The following is a 20,714-nucleotide window of genomic DNA, read 5'->3' on the forward strand; positions in this document are numbered from 1 at the left end:
GGGTAATTCGGGGCCTAGGTACGACTTACGTCGATGGTACGGAGCGCATGGAGATCCATGTTAGGTTGGACGACGCCAGGGCATTGCCGCACGCCATGAACATCCGTATTCCAGTGCTACTGACCATTTCTGGCACGCAGTATCATGCTGGGGTACGCGCCACGCCAAATAATCTGTATGTGTGGATTTTCCCTGATATTCGGACGCTTCTTTGCGAGAGAAAGAAGCTGGGGCATGCACTAGCTGATGCCGGTTTCCACAAAAACGATCAGGTGTTTCTCGACGTCGACGGCAATTCAATCACGCTGCGCGCTTCCTACCAGTAGTCGATGAATTCCAGGAGGTTTTGTTGGCACAGCCAGCCATCTTCTCGGTTTGGAGTCTGCCGCCCGCGCGCAGCGCAATCAATTGCGGAGCCACTTGACCCGGTCTTCGCCTGGGTGGTTCTTCCTCCTTCAATCACTCCATGAAGCTGCCGTCGGAGCCCTTCGCGTCCTTCGGATGCGGTGCCGGCTTCGCTACAGCAGCGCAATTGATTGCGCCAGTTGCCTGACGCCTCGTGAGTGGGCGCTAGATGTGTGTCGTCCCCAAAACAATGCGCGGTCGCACGCCACGTCAAATAGACTCAAAGTCTCCATCGCGGAATGGTCCGTACAACTTGCCCTCCAACCAGTAAACGACGGCGTATTGCCCGTTACGATACGCTGCAATCATTACCGTTTTGCCGACTAAGAATTCGGTTTGCGGGGTACGTGCGTTGATCACCTTGACGTTAGTGCAAATCGGAATAGGCGTGTCCATATTGCTTCTCCGCTCTTCCTCTCGTTTGTGGCCAAGAGCTTGTTCACACTCGCCGAAGCCGCCGCCGACTGATGCAGACTTACTATGTCATTTTGGCCCCACTAGCTCGGGAAGGAAATTCGTCAAATGGATGATCCCTCTCAGAGGCTATGGGGCACCCCGCATCAGGATCTTGCGGACCGGCGCGGCGCGAATAGCGGGGTTACGAGCGTCGCGCACCGTGCATGGCCGGGGTAGGTTCACGCGGCCCCAGCAGCCTTCTGAGCGCCCGATTCTCTGCCTCGCTGCGTATTCCGGTGAATGTGACCGCCGATTCCGGCATCGTGACCGGGGATTCCGCTTTATCGTGACCGCTGTTTCCCCGCGGTTTCCGGTTGGTCGTGACCGGCAATTCCGGCATCGTGACCGGTGATCGGTTGAGGGTGTTGCGCGGGGACGGATTCTACTCTGCCAGGCTAGGCAGTGGGGTTGCCGTTGGATGTGGTGCTCGTTTTTTGAGCAGTCTTTCTCATTGAGTCGCCGGCCAGCGTGATGCGGTGAATGCGGTGCATCAGTCGATCGAGAATCGCATCGGCGATGGTGGGGTCGCCGATCCAGCCATGCCAGTGTTCGACCGGCAATTGGGAAGTGATGAGCAGCCCGCGGCTGCTGCCGCGGTCGTCGATGAGTTCAAGCAGATCATTGCGCGTGGTGGCATCCAGAGGGGCCACCGCCCAGTCGTCCAGCACAAGCAGGTCGGTCTTGGCCATCTGCAGCAGCCATTTGCCGAAGCCACCACTGCCATGCAGGATGCGCAGCTCTTCGGCCAGCCTGGGCACGCGTAGATAGGCGACGGAATGCCCACGCCGGCAGGCATACTGCGCCAGCGCGCAGGCCAGCCAGGTCTTGCCGACGCCGGTCGGGCCACCGATCAGGACGGTGTGTCCGGTGGCGATCCAGTCGGACAGCGCGAGGCTAGTGATCTGTTTGCGATCAATGCCCCGTCCGGGGCGGGCATCGAGGTCTTCGATGGCGGCCTGGGGGTACTTGAGCCGGGCTCGCTGCAAGAGACGGGCAAGCTTGCGGTCATTGCGCCAGAGCAGTTCGCGGTCGATCAGCAGCGCCAGGCGTTCCTCGAAGGCGAGCGCACTGGCGCCGGGCTGAGCGAGCTGCTCTTCCAGGGCGGCGGCAAAGCCGTCGAGCTTGAGTGAGCGCAGTTGCGCGAGCGTGGTATGGGTCATCATGAGATTGGGTTCCGGTTGTGAGCGCCGGGCAAGCAAGATCGACTGCGGGTGCTGCCCAGCGGGGTGCGAGGGCCATTGAGGCGCATCGCGGGAGTTAGTGCTGCCTGGCGGGCAGCATCACTGGTAGTAGCTGGGGCCGCGCAGGTGGGCGTGGTCGGGACTGACCCACTCGGCGGGAGGGGGAGCGCCTAGCCGATCCCGGTCGGTCTCGAGCACGTTCTTGACGTGGCGGTATTGATAGGCGCCGAGCTCCAGCGCAATGGCGCAGGCGGCCTCAAGACGATCCTTGCCATAACGTTTGGCCAGGTTCAGCAGTCCCAGGCAGGCGCGGTAGCCGTGCTCCGGATGCTTGTGCTGCTCGAGCAGCCGGCGCACGACGGCGCCGCTCGCGCCGCCGATCTGCTCGCCCCAGCGGATGAGGCGCTGCGGGGTCCATTCCAGGTGGGCGCGGTGGGCCGCAGGCAGATGCTCGGGCACGGTGGTGAAGCCGCCGGTGCTCGCGCGCGCATGGACCGCAACGCGCTGGCCGCGGTGCAGCAGTTCGACCGCATGGGCGGTGATGCGCGCTTCCAGGGTCTGGCCGACCAGGGCGTGTGGCACGCTGTAGCGATGCTTGTGGATCTCGACGTGATGGTCCACATGGACCTTCACGGTACGGAACCTGGCGATCTCATAGGGCGTCGCCGGCAACGGGCGCAGCGCCGGCGCATCCAGGGCGGCGAAGGCACTGGCGCGGCTACCCGGCAGCTTCTGGAAGGGGCGCTCGTTGAGCGCGGGCAGCAGCGCCGCAATCGCCCGGTCAACCGCATGCACGGTCTCGAAGCGCTGATGGCGCAGTCGTGCGAGGATCCAGCGCTCGACGATCTGTACCGCCACCTCGACCTTCGCCTTATCCTGTGGACGCCGCGCTCTTGCCGGCAGCACCGAGGTGCCGTAATGGCGCGCGAAATCGAGCACCGTCTCGTTGGCGCGAGGCTCATAGCGGTCGGCATTGGCAATCAGGGCACGTGGGTTATCTGGGACGATCAATTCGGGTAATCAGCAGCAGCGAGAAATGTGAAGGAACTCGCCCCGTCCTTTGCCCCTCCATAGCCAACAGCGACAGTTCCTTCAGATTTGGTAGGCCAGCTCAGAGCGATTCCAGCCAAGTGAGCAAGTCCTCGTTGCGGCGCCATGGTGGTGGTTTGTCGACCTTTGAATGCGGCTGCAGCCGCCGCAGGGCTTCGCGTTTGGTTTCCAAATTTGCTTGGGCGTAGTGATTGGTTGTCTCGAGGCTCGCGTGCCCCAACCAACTGCGGATCACGGTGACATCGACGCCAGCGGCGACCAGGTGGACCGCAGCCGCGTGCCGAAACGTGTGCGGCGAGACCTTCTTCGATGCCAACGTCGGCACAACCGCAGCGGCGCTACGCACGTACTGCGAGAGCTTGAAGCGGACTCCCGAGGGTCCCAGAGGCATGCCATATCGGTTGACAAACAACCGTTCGTTGCTAGCGCACGGTTGCCGCTGCAGCAAGGCCTTGAGCAACTCGACGGTCTCTGGCCACAGCGGGCAGATGCGTTCCCTGCGGCCCTTCCCGAGCAGTCGCACGCAGTTCGGTGTGTCGAATCGGATGTCCGCAGGACAAAGATTGAGCACCTCTTGTATCCGCGCACCCGTGTTGTAGAGGAGCCATAGCAGCGCGTAATCACGTTGTCCTTCCAGCTGGGTGCGATCCGGCTGCGCCAGGATTGCCTCGATCTCGTGCATGTGGAGCTCATGGCGCACCGGCATCGGCGCCTTCTTAGTCGGAATTCGCAGCACCTCAGAGCACTGCTCGATGGCCGTGGGGTCACGCTCGGCGACGAAGCTGAAGAAGCTGCGCAACGCAGCGAGACGACAGTTGCGCGTGCCGATAGAGACCTTGCGCTCGCGCTCGCTGTGCTGCAAGAACGCAGCGACCTCGGTTGCGTTCAGCGCTTGCAGCGTGAGCTCGGCGACACGACAATGTCGGCGCTCAGCGACAAAGCGCAGGAACAGTCGCCAGGCGTCTCGGTAGGACCGTATCGTGTGGGCAGAAACGTTGCGCTGTTCTGCCAACCGCTCATAGAAGAAGGTCCGCAGCAGTCGCGGGAAAGGATCGGCCGGCTTCATCATGATGCGCTCCCGGGGGTGTGCACCTGATGAAGCACCAGTTGTCGGAACCGCTCGCTGGCGAGCTGCAGCAGTTCCTGCGTCACGGTCAAGTAGACGAGCGTGGAATTGATGTCCTTGTGGCCCAGGTAGGTCGCCAGGTACGGCAGCCGCGCCTGTGGATTGATTCCGTGGCGATACCAGGAAAGCATCCGATAGACGACGAAAACGTGCCGAAGGTCATGGATTCGAGGCCCGCAGCGTCCATGTTCGGGCTTGAGTCCGGCGCGTCTCAACACGGCCACCAGCATCTTCTCGATCATCACCCGCGAGTAGCGACCGGCAGCCTGCTGATGCCAGAACAAGCCGCTGTCGCCATCCTGCGGTGCTCCGGCGCGTCGTCTCGCGTCGAGATACTCGCGCAGCGCTGCCACCACGCTGTCGGACAGGGGCAGGCTTCTGGATTTGAAGAACTTCGTCTCGCGAACTTCCAGCATGCCCGTGCTGAGGTCGACGTCCCGAAGATCCAGGCGCGCGAGTTCACCAAGACGCAGTCCGGCGCAGCAGGCGAGCACGAGCATTGTGTACAGCGCAAGTGGGCGGAGCGGAGCGCGAGGAGATGGGAAGGCGCGCGCGGTGTCGAACAACAATTGCAGCTCTTGCGGGGTATAGATGTACGGACGCCGACGTTCCCATTCGATGCGGTGCTTCAGTCGACGATCCGACGGCGGCGGCGCGACGTTCGGATCGACACGTCGCCATGCGCGCAACAGGGCGCGTCCCGCCTGTTGGCACTCCCAGGCGTGGTTCAGCGTCCGGCCCTGTGCGGCCCACTGCTGCAACAGTACCGCCGGCGGTCGCCCGGCGAGTTCTGGGCGACCTTGCAGGAACCGGTCGAAACGCAGGAGCCAGCCCGACTGTGTCTCATAACGGTAGCCGACCGCGCGCATGAGCTCCACATGCTCGCGCAGCATCTCGCCGAGAAAGCTGGCGAACCGAGCCGGCGGCCGCAGAGACTCGAGCGCCTGCAGAGGCTCGGCTGCGAGCAGCGCACGCGCGATTGGCGTGCCGTATCGTTGACCATAGCAAGCGCGCAGCTCCGCCAGCGGGTTGTGCGGAATCATGCCATCCGACTGGAGATAGTCCAGGAAGCGATCAATGATGCGCGCCCGGTGCAGCACCATGTGGACAGGCGAGTGCCGCGCGCGCTCCAGCAGCCACCCCTGCATGGTAGAGGTGCTGACTGCGGCATCGCCACGTTGCCGCACGAAACGCTGGAACCCGCGCAGAACACAACGGTAGACTTTGGCCGCATCGCGACTGCGCAGCCCCAGGTGACGTACATGACGCTCGATTGCGTCGCCTTCATCGTCGAGCCACGTGTTCATTGCGCCTCCTCGGTCAGGAGTTCGCTGATCTCCAGGGAGATATCGCGCAGTTCATCGACAGCGAGCTTCAGGTACGGCGTCACCGAACTCGATGAGCGATGGCCCAGCACGTCCCCAATCACCTTCGGCGACACCCCACTGCGCAATAGGCTTATGGCACGCGCGTGCCGGAAGGCATGCGGGCCGTGCTTGCCATTGGTTTGTACGCCTGCTGCGTCGAGCCGCCTGCGTAGTGGCGTGTACAGGCTCGAGCCGCTGGCAAAGCCACGATATGGAGCGTGTGCTCGGATGAAAACCTCTCGCGCACTCGTTGCAGGCCGGCCGCGGCGCAGGTATGCCAGCAACGCGGCGCCGACCGCTGGTAGCAATGGCAGAACCGATTCCGAGTCGGTCTTGGAATGGCGGACGTGTAAGCGATCGCCCCGCCAGTCGATGTCGTCCAGCCGCAAGCGTGCAATCTCTCCCGCGCGCAGCCCGTACTCGGCGAGCAGCAAGACGATCGAATGGTCGCGCAGACCCTTCGGTGAGCGATCCGCACGGCAGATCCGCAAGACGGCGTTGATCTGCTGCTGCGACAGCGTCGACGGAATCGACTCATACGCGTAGAGCGTGGGCGCCACCACGCATGCGGCGAAGTCGCGCGAGATCCTCCCAGAGGCGTGCGCAAAGCGTATGAAGCAGCGCAGCCGCTGCGCCAGCGATTTGCGCGAAATCCGCCTTAGCGATCCGGATCGCGCCTGCATGTACGCGTCGATATCGGCGATCGTCAGTCGCCCCAGTTCGTCCACCGACACAGCACGTTCGAGATACCAGTGCATGAACCGCCGCGCTTCCGCGACCAACTCGTCAATATAGTCGGAAGCCAAGCCTCGCACATCATCGAGCCACCGCTCATACTCGGTGCATAGCTTCTGGCTGAACGCCTCGGATGCGCTACTTGCTTGGGGAGCGGGTGGCCACTTGCCCGTGGCCATCCTCAACAGCTGGTGAATGCCGGCAGTGTGCGAACCACGCCAGTGTTCGAGGGACCGTGGCGCGCGCCCGTGGCGCCGCTCGAAACGGCGGAGCTCGCAGTGCAGGTACATCGCCACATGGGCCGGCTGCACGGCTGCTATCGCAAGGCCTCGCTGCTTGACGTAGCGGAGGAACTTCCGCGCGACGGCGGACTGACGGTTGATCGTGTTGACGCAATAACCGGCGTCGATGAGAAGCTGCTTCAGCTGCGCAACTAACGCGATGTGCTGCGGACATACATGGTCTGACATGGTGTCTCCTTGGATCGGGGCGAATCCCCGCCAAGGTGTTACACCCGCCAAATCCTCAGGAAAAGCCTTCTCAAGAAGGCGCACCCTAGCGAACGTCGCCGGGCCCGCAGCTCTGCGTCACATTACTGACTCCTCGCGATTACCTGAATAATCGGCAGCTGCCGATTATTCAGGCGTACCGCCGATATAGGCCAGGGCGCGCACCATCGAGCCGATCCAGTCCACCATCGTCTCGCGCGGCGTGGCGCAGGCGAATGTGAAGCTCGACGCGCCGAGGGCCGCCACAAACACGTGGGCGCGGCCGCCGTCGGACACGGCGATGGTCGGTCCGGCATAGTCGACGAACAGCTTCTCACCGGCCTTGTGGGTCTGGCGCATCGAGCGCTTCAGGCTCTTGGCCCAGGCGTGGTAGCGCTCGCAGAATTGCGTGTGGCGATAGGTCTTGCCGCCGGGATGGGCGTCGACATATTCCTGCCACAGCAGGGTCAGCGTGACGCCCTTGCGGCGCAGGTCCTGATGGATGCGGGCATAGTCCGGCGGCACGTAGGCGCTGTTGCGTGCGCTGGGCAGCAGGCGGGCGGCGATCGCCGCCTCGTCGAGGTCGCGTAGCTGGTCCCATGCCAGTCCGGCCTCAGCGGCCAGCGACACATACTTGGACACCACGCCTTTGGAGACTTGCAGCGCCGCGGCAATGCTGGCGTGCGACAGTCCGGACTCGTGCTTGAGTCGTAACACGTCTTTGATCATGCGTATCGTCATGGGGGGCTTGGGCATCGCTTCTCCGTGCAAAAACGCAGAAGGTTATCCACACCCTGGGTTGAACAATACGCAACATCCACAACCGGATCATGGCAGGCCGGACGCCACCACGTCAGTGGTGAGCTGGCTCCCCGGCGAGCCGGTCACGATCGCCGGAACGGCTGGTCACGATAAACCGGAAATGCCGGTCACGATGCCGGAATCCGCGGTCACGATAATCCGGAATGACTGGTCACGATCGGCCGGAATACGCAGCCTCGCCGAGCAAACCATAAAAGTGCCATGTGGAATTACCCCGACGAACTCGGCAAGTGGCACCGTGCCGCAATTGATTGCGGCAGGCGAGATCGCGGGATTCCCACAAGGCGGCCGCGTCGTTCCGATTGACCAGCAGTTCGTGCGCCCCGGTTCGGTTTAGGTCTCGTTGTGCGGCTTGACGCACAGAAGGAGGCGGTGAGAGGGGGAGAAACTTTCCCTAGAGGGGCATTTCGGTCACAGGGGGCGAGATGAGAGCTATCCAACGACTTGCGGCGAGCGCTGCGGCGACGCTGTTGGTCACGGCCTGCACGGCTGCTGGGCCTACCTTGAGCGACAACACCTACGGCGATAACCACTACCAGGCGTTCGTGCACGGTTACGTCATGCTTAAGTGCAACCTGAGTTGCGCGTTCCGCTGGGGCGAAGCGCTTGAGGAAATGCGGTCTCTGTATGACAGTGGAAAATGGAACAAGCTCGCCTCAAAGGTGATGGAGATCGGGTACGAGAACAATCTGGGCTACTTCTATCTGGGGCGGGCGGCGGAAAGCCTCGGTTACGACTACGCGGCATTCCGGTATTTCGGTCTAGGAAGAGGCGCGCCGTCTTGCGGTGGGGACTGCGGTGGCTTTGTCTTCCCCAAGGATCTTGACATTCGTAAGAATGAAGTCGCCAGGCGCATGGGTCAGCGCTCCATCAAGGAAGCCGAGGCAAGGGCGGCGGCGGATAAGGTTAAGGCGGAGGCGGAAGAAAAGGCGAGGGCGGAGGCGGCCCAGGCGCAGCGCGTTGCGGCGCTGAAGGCGACGACGGCGCAGGCTTACCAACAGGGTAAGCTCGCCATCCCTGCGGGTTTCGAACAGTTGGTAGTGGACCATTTCAAGGCGCAAGGATATGAGACGCCGCCTAGGCAGGGGCCCATGGTGTTTCCGAAGGATTATCGCGGGGACTCCATCGTCGATCTGGTGCAACGCTTCGATAGCCTTGACAAGCTGGCGGATGACGAATTCACAAAGACGTCGACGGTGGCGGAGCGTGCCTCGGCGCTCACAGGTAAGCGATACAGGTTTGTTTTCGCTGCCCATCTCAATCAGAATTTCTCGGCGTTCACCAAAACTGCCGACGCGGCGCAGTACGACGCGGACGCAGAGGTCATGCGCGTCGTCCTGTGGTCGCGCGATCGACGGATACTGCTAGGAAAGGGAGAGGCGCGCGGCCAAGGCTACACGACGATCAACTTGTTTGAGAAATCCAGCAGCAGGGATTACGTGGGGCAAAATGCCTTTGGCGTCAAGGCGGACGTTCACTCGATGGTTGTCCAACAATATGGCCTAGCCCTGACCAACTTCCCGCCTAATCCGGGCGGCGGCGCGCAACAGATATTCGCGACCGCGCTTGACCTGCCGCCGTCGGCAGCAAGGGCGCTCAAGTCCGATTTGGTGTTCTATGTTGATGCTGTACTGAGTCCGCAGAATCCGGCGATCGGTAGTGTGCTTAAGGATGCGGCCGGTCACGATGCAACGATCAAAGACCCCACGAGCATCTATATCGGTGGGTCGTATCTTGTCGCGGCGATCAAGGAAGTTGGTGTTTTTCGAAAGAGCACCGGCCAGGTCCTGGCATGGAGAACATACCCTTGACCAAGAGCGCGTCTAGCCCCGTCCTTCAGGCAGGGAGCCCGAGCTTGCAGCTCAGCCAGGTTTGGCACTCGATGCCCAGGCACTGCGGCTTCCGCCATTTGGCCGATTCCCTACCCCTCGCCAGCTGAGGAACAATCAAACGTCGACAAGCGTTTCCGTGCCCGACCCCGGCGCCGGTCGGATCGGAAACTCGCTCGATGGAGGCAGGCGATGACTGTAGCGGCGATCTGCAGGGAGCAGCGGCAGTGGGCTGCCAACCAAAGCATTGGATTTGACGCGCGCGGCTATGTTGCTGAAGTCGACGAGAATCTGATGCGGCCGCTCTCAGCGGATACGCTGGCGGCATTCGCAAACGGCGACGGAGGCGAACTGCTGGAGCGCGGAGGCAGACCGGCGAAAATGCGGGCACTGCATTCGTCGTCGGCACTTGCCGCCAACATCTTCGACTACTGGTGCGGTTGCGCGGATGCCGTGCCGCTGATGAAGGCGCTTGAGCTGCCGTCGTGCCCCACTGCGACCTTATTCGAGATGAAGCTGCCCACCGGCGTCGACAGTCACGCCAACTTGGATGTGTACTTGCCGCTGGCGAACGATATGGTTGCCGGCGTGGAGAGCAAGTTCACCGAATGGCTGCGCGGAAAGGCAACGCATGAAGGCAATGCATTCAGACCGCCATATCTTGCGCACGGCCGCAACCGATGGGAAGAGGTGGGTTTGCCGAAGGCACAGGCGCTCGCCGTTGACTTGCAAGAGGGCCGCGAGGCGTTCAGGCATATTGGGGCGCCCCAGTTGCTCAAGCATGCTCTTGCGCTGGCCCGGCAACACGGGGATCGCTGGGTACTGCGATATGTCTACTTCGATTGGCCAGGGCCAAAGGGCGAGCGCCATCGGGATGAAATCCGCCGCTTCCATAGCCTGGTGGGTGACGAGCTCAGGTTTAGTGCCATCAACTACCAGGCGATGTTTGGTGAACTCAAGGCGGCTGCTCGTTCAGAGGATCAGGCTTACCTGGCCTACTTGGAGGAACGGTACTTTCGACCGCCGATGAGCTAGATGACCGGCTTCCTCGTCAAGCGGACGTCGGGGTCAGAGGGCCCACCAGAATCGAGTGACATTGCTGCAGCAGAATGGGACGTAGTCTTATTGCCTGCATTATCCGACCAGGGCACGGTCACCGCAATCAATTGCGGTGGAAGTCAGGAAAGCAGCACCTCTATGAGCTCCCCGGTCGCGACCAAGGCGCCACCCAGCCGAATTCCAGGGGCTCAGGACGGTCGAGAGATTTGCCATATGCCCGGTGATGGCAGCAGGCACCAACGGTCAAGATGATCCCTTTTGTTTCCTCTTTTCATGGTTTCAGTTTCGGAAGGTGGACCAGTGTTCCCCGCGGGCACAGCCGCAATCAATTGCGGTGGAATTCAATCGCCGGCTGCCTGCCGGCTTGCGAGGATGGGCCGGATTTTTTGGGGCTGTACGTCGCATTCGCTGGTGTTCCCCGCGCACGCGGGGATGGACCGTACACGGTCGCGCCCACCCTGATGGCCTTGGTGTGTTCCCCGTTCGCGCGGAGATGGTCCGGCGCCGCCGGGGACCCTCCTCCCGCAGGGATCCTACGTTCTGGCCACAATGGCTGCCGCAATCAATTGCGGTGGAAGCCAGTCAGACGGCACGTCTTGGCCGGGACAAGGCTTCTCGTAATCCCTGTCATTGCGCGCCGGCACGGTCGGCACAGTAAGTAGCGGGTGCTCGCGAAGGTCGATCTTAACAGCAAGGATTGCCGCCGCCTGACGGGTTAGCATGGAACGAGCAAAGGCCGTGTACGGCCAGTTTGAGTCACTGGCCCTCCGACTTTCGATGTCCCAGTTGGCACCGAAAAGCGGTCATCGGCTCGCGATGGTCAATAGCCGCTCCCCTGGGCGGGAGCAGTCATCGCGCGGTCTGGTGGAGACTTGCGTGCGGTAGCTAGCGAGGGGTCGATAGTTGGCCGCCGCTGCGTTAGCCAGTCACCCATGAACGACAGCGTTGGCCGATTCGCGCTGTTCGTGTCAGACTGACATCGACGTCAAGAACGTCCAGAACCCAAGCCGCTACCTGACGCCGGGGACCGCCATCAAGTAGTCGGTTTGCGCATAACCCGAGACCTCACATTTGCATGGGTGACACAATCAGCAAGTCCAAGCGACCATTGCATCGGGGCGCGCCGAACGACATACCGACGTTCGCCAAGGAATTCTTGACGGCGCGGCTTGAAGGATTTCGCAAGGACATGCAAATCTGCCTGACCGGCGTTCCGGCAAAGAATAGATCGGGGACAACGCACGCCTACTTCCCCGCCCTTATGACGTGCTGCGCAATGCTTGAGTATCTAGCGGGATTCTATGTGGGCCGAATCCGGGGACTGGGCCGGCAGGACGTCGCGGCCTACGCGGCGATATTCCTACCGCAACCAGACTACGACAATGCAGCGATCCGCATTCTCTTTGATGCCTTCCGCAACACCGTGAATCATCGGGGCATCGCATCCGGTGTTTGGATTGACCAGAACCCCATGACGCGTGGGCGCCGACTCACATGGAAGCTAATGGCCGATGCAAAGAGCCCAGCCTTAAGGGTTGTGGAAGAGAACGGCGAAATTAAGTACGATTCGCCCTGGCCTTGTCGATACACATATCGCGCCCACATCCATCTGGGCCGCCTCTGGCGCGACATCGAGAACTCGGTCGAGCAATACATCGGCGCCATTGCCGCCGATCAAGCGCTGCAATCCCACTTCGAACAATGCATGCGGCAGATGTATCCCCGCTGAAATTCAAGAAGCGCACAATAGCAAAGAAGAAGAACATGGGAACAGCAAGAGACCGGAAAACCAACTTCTATCGCGAACACCCAACATGCTGCTTTTGCGGCGGGACGACTGCGGCGGACACGCAGGACCATATCCCGTCCAGGGCGCTATTTGTCGGCCGACGCTGGCCAAAAGGGTATGTCTTCCCCGCATGCGCGGCTTGCAACGCCTTCACCCAACCATACGATCCGCTAACCGCGCTGCTTTGCCGGATCGCGCACGACACGGACGGTGACGAGCAGGCGCAACGGGAAGTCGAAGCATTGATGATGGCAATTGCGCGATCAGATCCGGACCTTTATCGCTCGTTTGAGCCGACAAGCGCCAGCGTTCGCCGATGGTTGCGAGCCAACAATCAACAGTTGCCACAGGGGATGACGACACGGGACGCCCGTCTGCCGTCCATTGTTTGCGTGACGAGTGAACCCTATCTATTGGTGTGGCTCCGCGGTCATGCGCCCGCGACCGGTTCGAATACCCTCACCTGCCGTGATCGAAAATCGACTTGCACGCAAGTTGCGTTGTACCGAACCCAACCTGCAAAATGCTGACCGTCTCTCCTAACATACAAAGGGATTTTGCATGAAGCGTGTGAAACGCCAGCCCTCGCGGTTTGGTGCCGTCGATCTCGCGGACGAGTTGGGGCGTGAGTTCAATCTCCCGCTGGAGCGGTTGAGCGAAAAGTTTTCGTTTGAAGATGCTACCAACACAGCGAGGAAGAACCCGGCGCTGATGTACGGTCGACGGATCGAACGCATGTTCGAGTACGTCGTAGCATCGCTTGGCCAAGCCGATCTGATTACCGCCGAAGATTCGGGAGCGGCTTTGTATGCTGGCGTCGAAGTGCAGGCACCCGACTATTTCGTCTCGCTGAAGTCCGGTGAGAAATATTTTGTTGAGGTCAAGAATACTCAGCCTAAGAATCTCCACACACCGGTCACCTTTGGCTTCGCCTATCTTTCCAGATTAAAGAACTATGCGATGCGCAAAGGGCATCCGCTGTTGATCGCCGTCTACTGGAACGGGCTGAGACGTTGGACAATAAATAAAGTGGAGGACTTCGAAAGCGCGAAAGGGACTATCAACTTGCGGTTCGTTGACGCAATGCAAAGAAGCATTGCCGGCGATTTCGGTGACAGGACGGTCGCGGCGGTGCCTCCATTGGTTTGCCGCATCCAAGCGGACCCCGACCGTCCGAGCCTGATGCGAGACAACAACCAAGCGATTTTCACAATCAGCGGCCTCAGTTTCTTTTCCGAAGGGCGGGAGATTTTGATCGAGAAGGAGAAACAGATCGCCTTTTACCTCATGTTTCATTCGGACTGGGAAGAGGAGATGCCAGTTGCGACGATGAATGGTGAGCGAATCGAATACGTCGAAATTGAGGCTAGGCAGGCAAACGAAAAACATTCAGGTCAGGAATTTGAGGCACTAGGGACATTAGCCGGCATGATCTCCGGCTACTATAAATGGCTGACCACAGCCAACGATGAGATCGTGCGACTAACCCCGCAACTAGACCCAAGCGAATTGGCTCCTGGATTTGACGACGCGTACCGAGGCGAAGTACTCCGCCTCTGGCAGTTTAAGATCCAGCCGAACTACGAGCCGCTGATACGACTCACCGCCGACAAGCGTGAGGCGGTGTAGCGGGACTAGCCACGCACCGCTCGCTTGCTTATCAAGCGGTCCCCGTCAAGGAAGAACATACTCGTAATTGCGGCGCATATTTAGGCGCGCCGCACTGCAATGGGTGGCAGAGCAGCATTCATGCTTAACGCTTGCCGACCAAAAACCATCCGCTACCGGCGCGACCTTTTTCCATAGGCAGCAGCTCGATTGAACGGTTACTTCCAACTTGGGGGAATGGCCGCTACGTTGCGACCGATGCGACTTAGAGACCGCTCTGGGTCGGACACGGCCAGCCACTTGGCTATTTCCGATCTAGATCCGGCGAAAGGTCGTGCGCATAGGTGTGGCACCTTCCCGGCTCTGCAACACTGCCGATGGGTTCCGTATGGCCCCTGAAGCTTCGTCCCGCGTGTAATCTCCGGAAACAGTCGACATGGCCCACATCAAGACGCGACTCAATCGACGAGAACGGAGGCAGTTATGACGCTCATCGTTGCCCACGCCGACCAGGACATAGGCTTCATGGTCGCGGACACATTACTAAGCTCTTCGGTGGCTCTGCGCGGTGAAGCCCGCCCTGTGAGCGGCACGGGTCATACTCTCAAGATTCACGTGCTATCCGGCCAAGTGGCTGTAGCATTCGCTGGCGACCCCGGGCTGGCGTGTGAACTGATAGCCGAGATCAAGAATGACGTCCAATCCGATGAAACACACGACCTTCCCCGTCAACTGCTTGAGAGATACGTGGTGCGCGCTGCTCAAGATGCGAGACGGGCAGATTTTCTCGTTCTACGCCTTCTTCGAGGGGGCAAGGCACTGGACAAAGTCACTCTGGAGGACGGTGTTCAACGTGTAACGCGTGCATATATCGGAGACGCCGAAGGTTACAGGGAACTGACGAGGTTGATCGGTCCATACGAAGACCCACAATTCCGGCAAGTCCAGCTTCCCGACGGGTCATTTCGAACCGAGCGCTTTGAGGCGCCAACCGCTGAACAATGGTTCATCAGAGTTTCCGATGCTCTGGAGTCCCTCTGCCATAAACGATCGGTGGCGACCGTTGGAGCGATTTCAGATGCGATCACGCGTGTGGTTGATGCGCGTATCTCGGGCGAACTAGAGTATATGCAGGCCGCCTACGCGGGCCGATCAGTCGAGGAAGGCTACACGGGATACACCCTCCTTGCAGCTAACACTAGCCCGCGCGCTATGGCCATCTACTTTTACGCTGGAGGACTTGGCTTCGTTTTCCTTCCCGGCGATCCTGCAGGCTGTCAGAGGCTACTGGCAGAGACAGATCGGGAGTTCATTGAACATGCGCGGCGCGAGTTCGGCATCGACCTAAGTGGTCCAACTATGCATTGCTAAGCGAGGTTTGGTCGATTCCTAACGGCTGGTATCGGCCAAAAGCTGGCGTTTGCTGACGTCCGCTTCGCGGACTTCCACCTTGCGAGCAACAATCCTTCGACTGCGTTTGTTAGGATATTTGGGTGCAGAACGATCGCTTAGACGCACTCTACTACCAAGGGAAGACACATGAACAGCGGATTTGACTGGGTACCGTTTTATGAGGAGATGGCAAAGAAGCTGCTGGCCTATCGCCGCAAGCAGACCGTATTGGTCAAGATTTTGGGTGACAGCGGTGTCCATGGGCTAAAAGATCAAAACCCGAAGGGCAAAGCGATTGCTTTAACCGAAATGGACCCCTTTACCTTTCTTGCTCTGCTGAACAAGCAATCGCATACCGAGCGGGCAAGGATTCTGAGGGAGATCAAATCGCGCCTTGGCATCACTGCAAGCGCCCCCACTGGATTTCTTGGCATCCCGAAGGCAGATCCGCGCCAGACTTGGCTCTTCCCGTATCGGTTCGCGCGTAACGCCAACGACATCGGTAAGCTCTGGGATCTGTACGAGGCCGTGTTGTCAGGAAAGAAGCTCAGCGAAGGGGTCTTTGCAGGTGCTCAATCAGTCAAGTACGCGGGTCGAGCAAAGCTAACGCAGGCAATTTTTCGCGCTGCTCCGAAAAAGTTTTTTCCTGTGGATGGTCAGACAATCAGCTACTTGGCGCGGTTGGGGTTACCTAACCAGTTCAATTCTGCCAAGGAATTTCAAGATATCTGCGCCCAGGTAGCAATGCGGGTAACCAAACCGCTCTACGAGCAATCCCACGATGCTTGGTTTCTCAACCAGAAAAAAAGTCCCAACGCAGAGGCTGAGTACCAAAAGAAGGTGCTGCGGAAGGCCGTTAGTGCTAAACCAGTCGTCGAGAAGAAAGGGGGGGTGCCCGTGCCCCGTATGAAAAAGGCTGGCCTCAGCAGTGGTGGCTATCAGCGCGACCCGAACGTGGCTGCTACAGCGCTAAGCCTGGCGGGTTTCAAATGCGAGATAGATGCTGGACACCGGACATTCATCTCGAACGCCAAAGACAAGCCTTACGTCGAGGCTCATCACCTGATTCCGTTTAGCAATCAAGGCGGCTATGAATTCTCTCTCGACGTCACCGCCAACATCGTTGCCCTGTGTCCCAATTGCCACCGCCTACTGCATCATGGCAAAAAGGCTGACAAGGCCAAAGAGATCTCGATGCTATTCGCACAACGAAAGACTAAGTTGCTGGAAAAGGAGCTGAAGATCAGCAAGGCCGATTTGATCAAGCTGTACCGCGGAGACTTGTTGGAAGAGGACGCCTGACGGGCCCTCCTGACTCACGCAGTGCACGGCTAGCTCGAGGTGTCGACCGTGCTCGGTGGTGAGCGACCACTGTCCGCTTTGCGACGGCAAATGGCTCGGAGCCAACTTCCGCTTTGGGTCGTTCTGAGACCCCCACCCCACTCCGCAAATCGGCGATGAACCCTTTTTTCTGAAGGGATGAACCGTGCGCGTTACGGTGCAAATGTGAGATGCAAAAGACTTAAGTGTTGCCCGCGCATGCGAGGATGGACCCAACCACGGGCACGCCGAATAAAGCGACAGCCGGGGTTCCCCGCGCGTGAGGGGATGGACCGGACAAGGACGGCAAGTATCCGGTGCCGACACTGTATTCCCCGCGCCTGCTGCGATGGACCTGCACTGCGGGGCCCCTCTACCTGGAGGGATCCTATGCTTTGACCACAATGGCTGCCGCAATCAATTGCGGTGGAAGTCAGTCAAAAGGCACATCTTGGCCGGGACATAGCTTCTCGGCCAGGGCCTTGGCTTCTTCTTCCGAGATCTCTTCGGAGTCGCCTCGGTACAGGTAGGTGAACAGGTAGTTGTCCTCGACCCATTCCCCGGTGGCCTTGTCCAGGCGGGATAGCGTAACGCCGTCCTCAGCACGCCGCATCAGGCTCCCGCCCTCTTCACCAAATTCATAGTAGTCATAGCCCGCTGGGTGGATCATTTGCTTGGTCTCGGTGCCGTCGAAATCGGGCTGCTCGTGTGCTTTGTTCGGCGGCTGATTTTCCATCATTTTGCCCTGCGGCCCGGTGGATGACACATGGTCTTTTTCCATTGACCTGCCTTGCATTCCAAGTCCGGCGGCTTTATGGCTCATCTCTTCCAGCAGAACCGCAGCACGCTCTTTATCGATATCGGAAACGCTTGCGGAGAGGCTCTGGTCCATATCGTCCCACTCTTCCTCTGCGTCTGGGTCGCTTGTGCAATCGCGGTGCTTCGCGCCCCAGGTGAACCATGCGTAGGCCTGTGCTAAATCCTTTTTCACGGGCAAGCCCTTCTCATACATTTGTACCAGGCATAGGGCGGCGACGGCACTGCCGCCCAAGGCGGCATCTTCGATGTCACCCTGATAGCTCAGCAGGTTGCCAATTGACGTTATGTCACCTTCCATGGCCGCCATCGTGTGATAGCGGGCGGCAGCTGCAATGTCCTGTGGGGCACCTCGCCCAAACCGATACATGGTGCCGAGTTCGCCGATCGCCTCGGTATGGCCGTGTTCTGCTGCCTTGGCAAACCAGTCCACCGCCTCGGCCTCGCATTGCTCGACGCCTTGCCCATGCAGATAGCGCATCGCGAGGTTGAACTGCGCAACTTCCTCGCCTTGTTCGGCGGCAAGCCGATACCAATGCGCTGCCTCGGTAGGATCTTCCGTCGTGCCAATGCCGTTTAGATACATCGTGCCGAGGTTGTTTTGCGCTGCCGCGTAGCCTTGAATCGCCGCTGCACGGTACCACCGTAAGGCTTCCGAGAGATTCTCGTTGACCTCCCTCCCCATGCGGTAGGCCTCGGCCATGGCGAATTGCGCGCTAGCATCGCCGCGCTCGGCGCACTCCAGTACTTCTGAGAACTCACGGGACATGTCCTCCTCCGTCAGTGGGAACTCACGAGCTTGCTGGCGTCCAATTCGGGTTCGCCGTCGAAGCGATATGCGACAAGGGGCTCGGCCTTTTTGCCAGCGCTGTAGTCAATGCAAGCCACGCATGGAGACTGAACCTGGGGATTCCCCGTCAGCCAATAGTGGCCAAAGAAAACGGGCTTGTCGTTCGCGTATCCCACCTGCGCCTCGCGGGGGATTTCATCGTCTGTTAGGTGTGTGTCGCTGCCAGGAGGGACCAGTGCCGCCTGCCGGTACGTTATCGCAGCGGAATCCCACCAGCGAACCCGTGCGTCGTGCCGTTCGACGCCGTCCTTGTCTCGGAAAGAGCTACCGCGCGGGAGCGGGATCTCGATGCCTTTGAGCAACGCTTCCACTGCGCGATATTCGGGCGTACCTTTACGGCTGGCGGCGGCGACCAGGGCGTCATCCAATCGGTTTCCTGGCCTCAAGACGGACGCGAGATCTGCCATATAGCGTGGATGCCAACAGGCATGAACGACCCGAAGCTCCGGTAGCTCCAGCCAGAGGGGTAGGGTGAGGAACCAGTCAATGGCCTCACGGTGTTCTCGGGTGCCCTCTGCCTCCGCCAAAAATGCGGCATGTTGGCGGCGGTTTTTCTCTCCGACTTCGCCGCTGTGCGGGCGTAGGTATTCCCCTTCCTGTACCGGGTCCTCCAGATACCATGCAATAGCGTTGAACTCGTGATTGCCCATCACGGCCAGAGCGTGCCCACCCTCGACCATTCGACGCACAATGTTGACCGTCTCAAGCTGGTGAGGGCCGCGGTCTATGAAGTCGCCGACAAAGATGGCAGTGCGGTCCGGGTGCTGCCATACTCCGGAGCGTTCCCCGTAGCCGAGCTTTTGCAGGAGCGTTCGGAGTTTTCCTGCTTGACCGTGAATATCGCCAATGATGTCGTAGTTCATCTTCCCTCATCGAACTCTGATCGACGCTTTAGATGGCTCTACGCTCCCCACAGCTCCAGTATATGCCGCACTCCCAGTCCTTGCCTGCGAAGAACTGGGCTCCGTCTACCGACCGCGCATATCATGTTGCCAACATGGGCTGCCGCAATCAATTGCGGTGTGCACTGGGCAAGCGACGCATCCTGACTGGGGCCACCGTTGCCGCATCACAAACCGTCCACGCAGCTCGTTGGAAGGCGCGACTCGCTGTCGGCCGGGGCGAGCCTTGCCCAAACGTAGGCATCTAATTGCTCGTGTTCCTATGACCATAGCTGCCGCAATCAATTGCGGTGGGAGGCAGTGGTGATGCGAGCGTTCGTTGCAGGTTCTACCGTGATGTCTCGGATTCCCAAACGAAGCCATCAGGCGCCCGGCGCGAGCTGCTGTGCGACCGTGGTGATGTCACTGTCGAATGTTTTGACCCGCCACTCTTGGGCTTCTCTCAGTGCCTCGATGGCTCGATAAAGCTCGCGATCAAGCGCAGTCTGGTATCTGCACAGGAGATCCTGATCGACGGGCGCGGAACGGTGGGATCGTACCAATGCCGCCACCTCGGCAATTTCAGCATGTCGGCGCATTTTTGCCATCGCTTCGCGACAGCATTTGACCGTTCCGTCCACCCAGTCGAGCAGCCCATCTGTATTCCTTTCCAGATAGGTTCCAATAGGTACGCCATCAACTGATGCCTCATCGACCAGCAAGCCGTGCAGCGTAGGTGCGGCGTGCGCGAGAAAGCTGACGTCAATGTCAGTGATGGCTCGTTGCTGGACTAGCGAATACTCGTCAACCATGCGCGAGCAAAGTTCGAAGTATTTGTGGTCGTCGTCTCCGCCACCGAAGGACGGCTCCAAGTCATCGTTCGTTAGCTGCTGAGGGTAAATAATGCCCATTGCCACTTCGACCTGATGGCGATTGCCCTTAACTTCTAGCCGGGCGGCGAGCTCGATACCGGCGGTCTCGGCACGGATTAGTCGCCGCTGCCGCCACAGCGATACGGCAATTTTTTCGACGAGGGCTTGCTCAAGGGTACCCGCTGGGCGCAGGGATGCCCGCAGTCCGTCCAGCAGGAGCTGGAAGTCTGTGGGGCTTTCGTCGCCCAGCAGCAGTTGCGCGGCCAGGATTCCATGTCTGACGGAATTGGAGCTTGAATTGGCCTTACCCTGCGGTGTTTTTGGTCCTGTAGATTTCTTGGAGTTCTGCTGGTTTGCGAGCGCCTTCTTCGGTGACGTCATATCTCTGATCGTGTATCTGGCCAGCGCAATTGATTGCGCTCCTCTCTGGGGGGCTGATAGTTTCGACATCAGAATACGGGGACATCCTCCCCCGAGCAAGGCCGGAGTCAAGCGATGTCGGATTTGGTCTCGCGTTCCCCCCGTCCCTGTCGATTCGTTCGAGCGTGCACATTGGGTGCCCCGATGGCCACCCCAAACTGCTCCACTTATGGCCGGTCAAACTGCTCCAGGCAGGACGGTCAGATTATGACGGTTCAGGCGTGATGGCGATACGCGCGGCGGCCTCC

At 59.9% G+C, this 20,714-nt stretch carries 17 protein-coding genes and 2 pseudogenes; 9 read left to right on the top strand and 10 right to left on the bottom strand.

The features are described from left to right. Window positions 1-47: 47 nt before the first annotated feature. Window positions 48-326 carry a hypothetical protein gene (locus KHO22_RS27210; protein ID WP_211950280.1) on the top strand — a complete coding sequence of 93 codons (279 nt, stop codon included), beginning with the start codon at window positions 48-50 and terminating at the stop codon, window positions 324-326. A gap of 289 nt (window positions 327-615) precedes the next feature. Here KHO22_RS27210 and KHO22_RS27215 read toward each other — a convergent pair whose 3' ends face one another. The 7 genes and pseudogenes from KHO22_RS27215 to KHO22_RS27245 form a co-directional block, all read right to left on the bottom strand. Next, window positions 616-801, bottom strand: coding sequence for a hypothetical protein (locus tag KHO22_RS27215; protein WP_211950281.1), 186 nt, complete (start codon window positions 799-801; stop codon window positions 616-618). A 455-nt stretch (window positions 802-1,256) separates the two neighbouring features. Continuing rightward, entirely contained in the window at window positions 1,257-2,024 is a 768-nt protein-coding gene (gene istB / locus KHO22_RS27220; RefSeq protein WP_211950300.1) for an IS21-like element helper ATPase IstB, read from the bottom strand. A gap of 117 nt (window positions 2,025-2,141) precedes the next feature. Further along, window positions 2,142-3,062, bottom strand: a pseudogene (locus tag KHO22_RS27225) (Mu transposase domain-containing protein); the annotation flags it as partial. A 91-nt stretch (window positions 3,063-3,153) separates the two neighbouring features. Next, entirely contained in the window at window positions 3,154-4,161 is a 1,008-nt protein-coding gene (locus KHO22_RS27230) for a tyrosine-type recombinase/integrase (protein WP_230427047.1), read from the bottom strand. Next, window positions 4,158-5,525: a tyrosine-type recombinase/integrase gene (locus KHO22_RS27235; protein WP_114135513.1), complete on the bottom strand. Its 1,368-nt coding sequence runs from the start codon at window positions 5,523-5,525 to the stop codon at window positions 4,158-4,160. Before KHO22_RS27235 ends, KHO22_RS27230 begins: the two co-directional genes overlap by 4 nt. Beyond that, on the bottom strand, window positions 5,522-6,790 hold the full coding sequence (locus KHO22_RS27240; protein WP_211950282.1) for a site-specific integrase: 1,269 nt from the start codon (window positions 6,788-6,790) through the stop codon (window positions 5,522-5,524). Before KHO22_RS27240 ends, KHO22_RS27235 begins: the two co-directional genes overlap by 4 nt. Before the next feature lie 168 nt (window positions 6,791-6,958). Further along, a pseudogene (locus KHO22_RS27245) lies at window positions 6,959-7,564 on the bottom strand (IS21 family transposase); the annotation flags it as partial. Between KHO22_RS27245 and KHO22_RS27250 the strand changes: the two are divergent. From KHO22_RS27250 to KHO22_RS27285, 8 genes are all read left to right on the top strand, one after another. Continuing rightward, on the top strand, window positions 7,536-7,967 hold the full coding sequence (locus KHO22_RS27250; protein WP_211950284.1) for a hypothetical protein: 432 nt from the start codon (window positions 7,536-7,538) through the stop codon (window positions 7,965-7,967). The pseudogene KHO22_RS27245 and the gene KHO22_RS27250 sit on opposite strands and share 29 nt — an antisense overlap. Before the next feature lie 166 nt (window positions 7,968-8,133). Continuing rightward, entirely contained in the window at window positions 8,134-9,441 is a 1,308-nt protein-coding gene (locus KHO22_RS27255; RefSeq protein ID WP_211950285.1) for a hypothetical protein, read from the top strand. Between the two features lie 210 nt (window positions 9,442-9,651). Then, window positions 9,652-10,494: a PGN_0703 family putative restriction endonuclease gene (locus KHO22_RS27260; protein ID WP_211950286.1), complete on the top strand. Its 843-nt coding sequence runs from the start codon at window positions 9,652-9,654 to the stop codon at window positions 10,492-10,494. Between the two features lie 1,099 nt (window positions 10,495-11,593). Further along, entirely contained in the window at window positions 11,594-12,247 is a 654-nt protein-coding gene (locus tag KHO22_RS27265; protein WP_211950287.1) for a hypothetical protein, read from the top strand. A gap of 35 nt (window positions 12,248-12,282) precedes the next feature. After that, complete coding sequence (locus KHO22_RS27270; protein WP_211950288.1) at window positions 12,283-12,837, top strand: hypothetical protein; 555 nt, start codon at window positions 12,283-12,285, stop codon at window positions 12,835-12,837. 31 nt (window positions 12,838-12,868) lie between these two features. Beyond that, a complete protein-coding gene (locus KHO22_RS27275; protein WP_211950289.1) occupies window positions 12,869-13,936 on the top strand; it encodes a hypothetical protein in 1,068 nt (355 codons plus the stop codon). A 462-nt stretch (window positions 13,937-14,398) separates the two neighbouring features. Further along, complete coding sequence (locus KHO22_RS27280; RefSeq protein ID WP_211950290.1) at window positions 14,399-15,286, top strand: hypothetical protein; 888 nt, start codon at window positions 14,399-14,401, stop codon at window positions 15,284-15,286. A gap of 168 nt (window positions 15,287-15,454) precedes the next feature. Continuing rightward, window positions 15,455-16,609 (top strand): HNH endonuclease, encoded by a 1,155-nt coding sequence (locus KHO22_RS27285; protein WP_211950291.1) that lies wholly within the window; start codon window positions 15,455-15,457, stop codon window positions 16,607-16,609. 451 nt (window positions 16,610-17,060) lie between these two features. On the opposite strand, the gene KHO22_RS27290 is transcribed toward KHO22_RS27285, so the two are convergent. From KHO22_RS27290 to KHO22_RS27300, 3 genes are all read right to left on the bottom strand, one after another. After that, complete coding sequence (locus KHO22_RS27290; RefSeq protein ID WP_211950292.1) at window positions 17,061-18,212, bottom strand: tetratricopeptide repeat protein; 1,152 nt, start codon at window positions 18,210-18,212, stop codon at window positions 17,061-17,063. A gap of 11 nt (window positions 18,213-18,223) precedes the next feature. Then, on the bottom strand, window positions 18,224-19,156 hold the full coding sequence (locus KHO22_RS27295) for a metallophosphoesterase (protein ID WP_211950293.1): 933 nt from the start codon (window positions 19,154-19,156) through the stop codon (window positions 18,224-18,226). A 401-nt stretch (window positions 19,157-19,557) separates the two neighbouring features. Continuing rightward, window positions 19,558-20,427: a hypothetical protein gene (locus KHO22_RS27300; RefSeq protein ID WP_211950294.1), complete on the bottom strand. Its 870-nt coding sequence runs from the start codon at window positions 20,425-20,427 to the stop codon at window positions 19,558-19,560. Window positions 20,428-20,714 lie beyond the last annotated feature (287 nt).

The organism is Cupriavidus yeoncheonensis, from assembly GCF_905397275.1.
GTDB classification, from domain to species: domain Bacteria; phylum Pseudomonadota; class Gammaproteobacteria; order Burkholderiales; family Burkholderiaceae; genus Cupriavidus; species Cupriavidus yeoncheonensis.

Bases quoted from the DNA above. Each gene is read 5' to 3' on its own strand.
- KHO22_RS27210 (WP_211950280.1), top strand. From the start codon at position 48: ATGGAGATCCATGTTAGGTTGGACGACGCCAGGGCATTGCCGCACGCC.
- KHO22_RS27215 (WP_211950281.1), bottom strand. From the start codon at position 801: ATGGACACGCCTATTCCGATTTGCACTAACGTCAAGGTGATCAACGCA.
- istB (WP_211950300.1), bottom strand. From the start codon at position 2,024: ATGATGACCCATACCACGCTCGCGCAACTGCGCTCACTCAAGCTCGAC.
- KHO22_RS27230 (WP_230427047.1), bottom strand. From the start codon at position 4,161: ATGATGAAGCCGGCCGATCCTTTCCCGCGACTGCTGCGGACCTTCTTC.
- KHO22_RS27235 (WP_114135513.1), bottom strand. From the start codon at position 5,525: ATGAACACGTGGCTCGACGATGAAGGCGACGCAATCGAGCGTCATGTA.
- KHO22_RS27240 (WP_211950282.1), bottom strand. From the start codon at position 6,790: ATGTCAGACCATGTATGTCCGCAGCACATCGCGTTAGTTGCGCAGCTG.
- KHO22_RS27250 (WP_211950284.1), top strand. From the start codon at position 7,536: ATGCGTATCGTCATGGGGGGCTTGGGCATCGCTTCTCCGTGCAAAAAC.
- KHO22_RS27260 (WP_211950286.1), top strand. From the start codon at position 9,652: ATGACTGTAGCGGCGATCTGCAGGGAGCAGCGGCAGTGGGCTGCCAAC.
- KHO22_RS27265 (WP_211950287.1), top strand. From the start codon at position 11,594: ATGGGTGACACAATCAGCAAGTCCAAGCGACCATTGCATCGGGGCGCG.
- KHO22_RS27270 (WP_211950288.1), top strand. From the start codon at position 12,283: ATGGGAACAGCAAGAGACCGGAAAACCAACTTCTATCGCGAACACCCA.
- KHO22_RS27275 (WP_211950289.1), top strand. From the start codon at position 12,869: ATGAAGCGTGTGAAACGCCAGCCCTCGCGGTTTGGTGCCGTCGATCTC.
- KHO22_RS27280 (WP_211950290.1), top strand. From the start codon at position 14,399: ATGACGCTCATCGTTGCCCACGCCGACCAGGACATAGGCTTCATGGTC.
- KHO22_RS27285 (WP_211950291.1), top strand. From the start codon at position 15,455: ATGAACAGCGGATTTGACTGGGTACCGTTTTATGAGGAGATGGCAAAG.
- KHO22_RS27290 (WP_211950292.1), bottom strand. From the start codon at position 18,212: ATGTCCCGTGAGTTCTCAGAAGTACTGGAGTGCGCCGAGCGCGGCGAT.
- KHO22_RS27295 (WP_211950293.1), bottom strand. From the start codon at position 19,156: ATGAACTACGACATCATTGGCGATATTCACGGTCAAGCAGGAAAACTC.
- KHO22_RS27300 (WP_211950294.1), bottom strand. From the start codon at position 20,427: ATGACGTCACCGAAGAAGGCGCTCGCAAACCAGCAGAACTCCAAGAAA.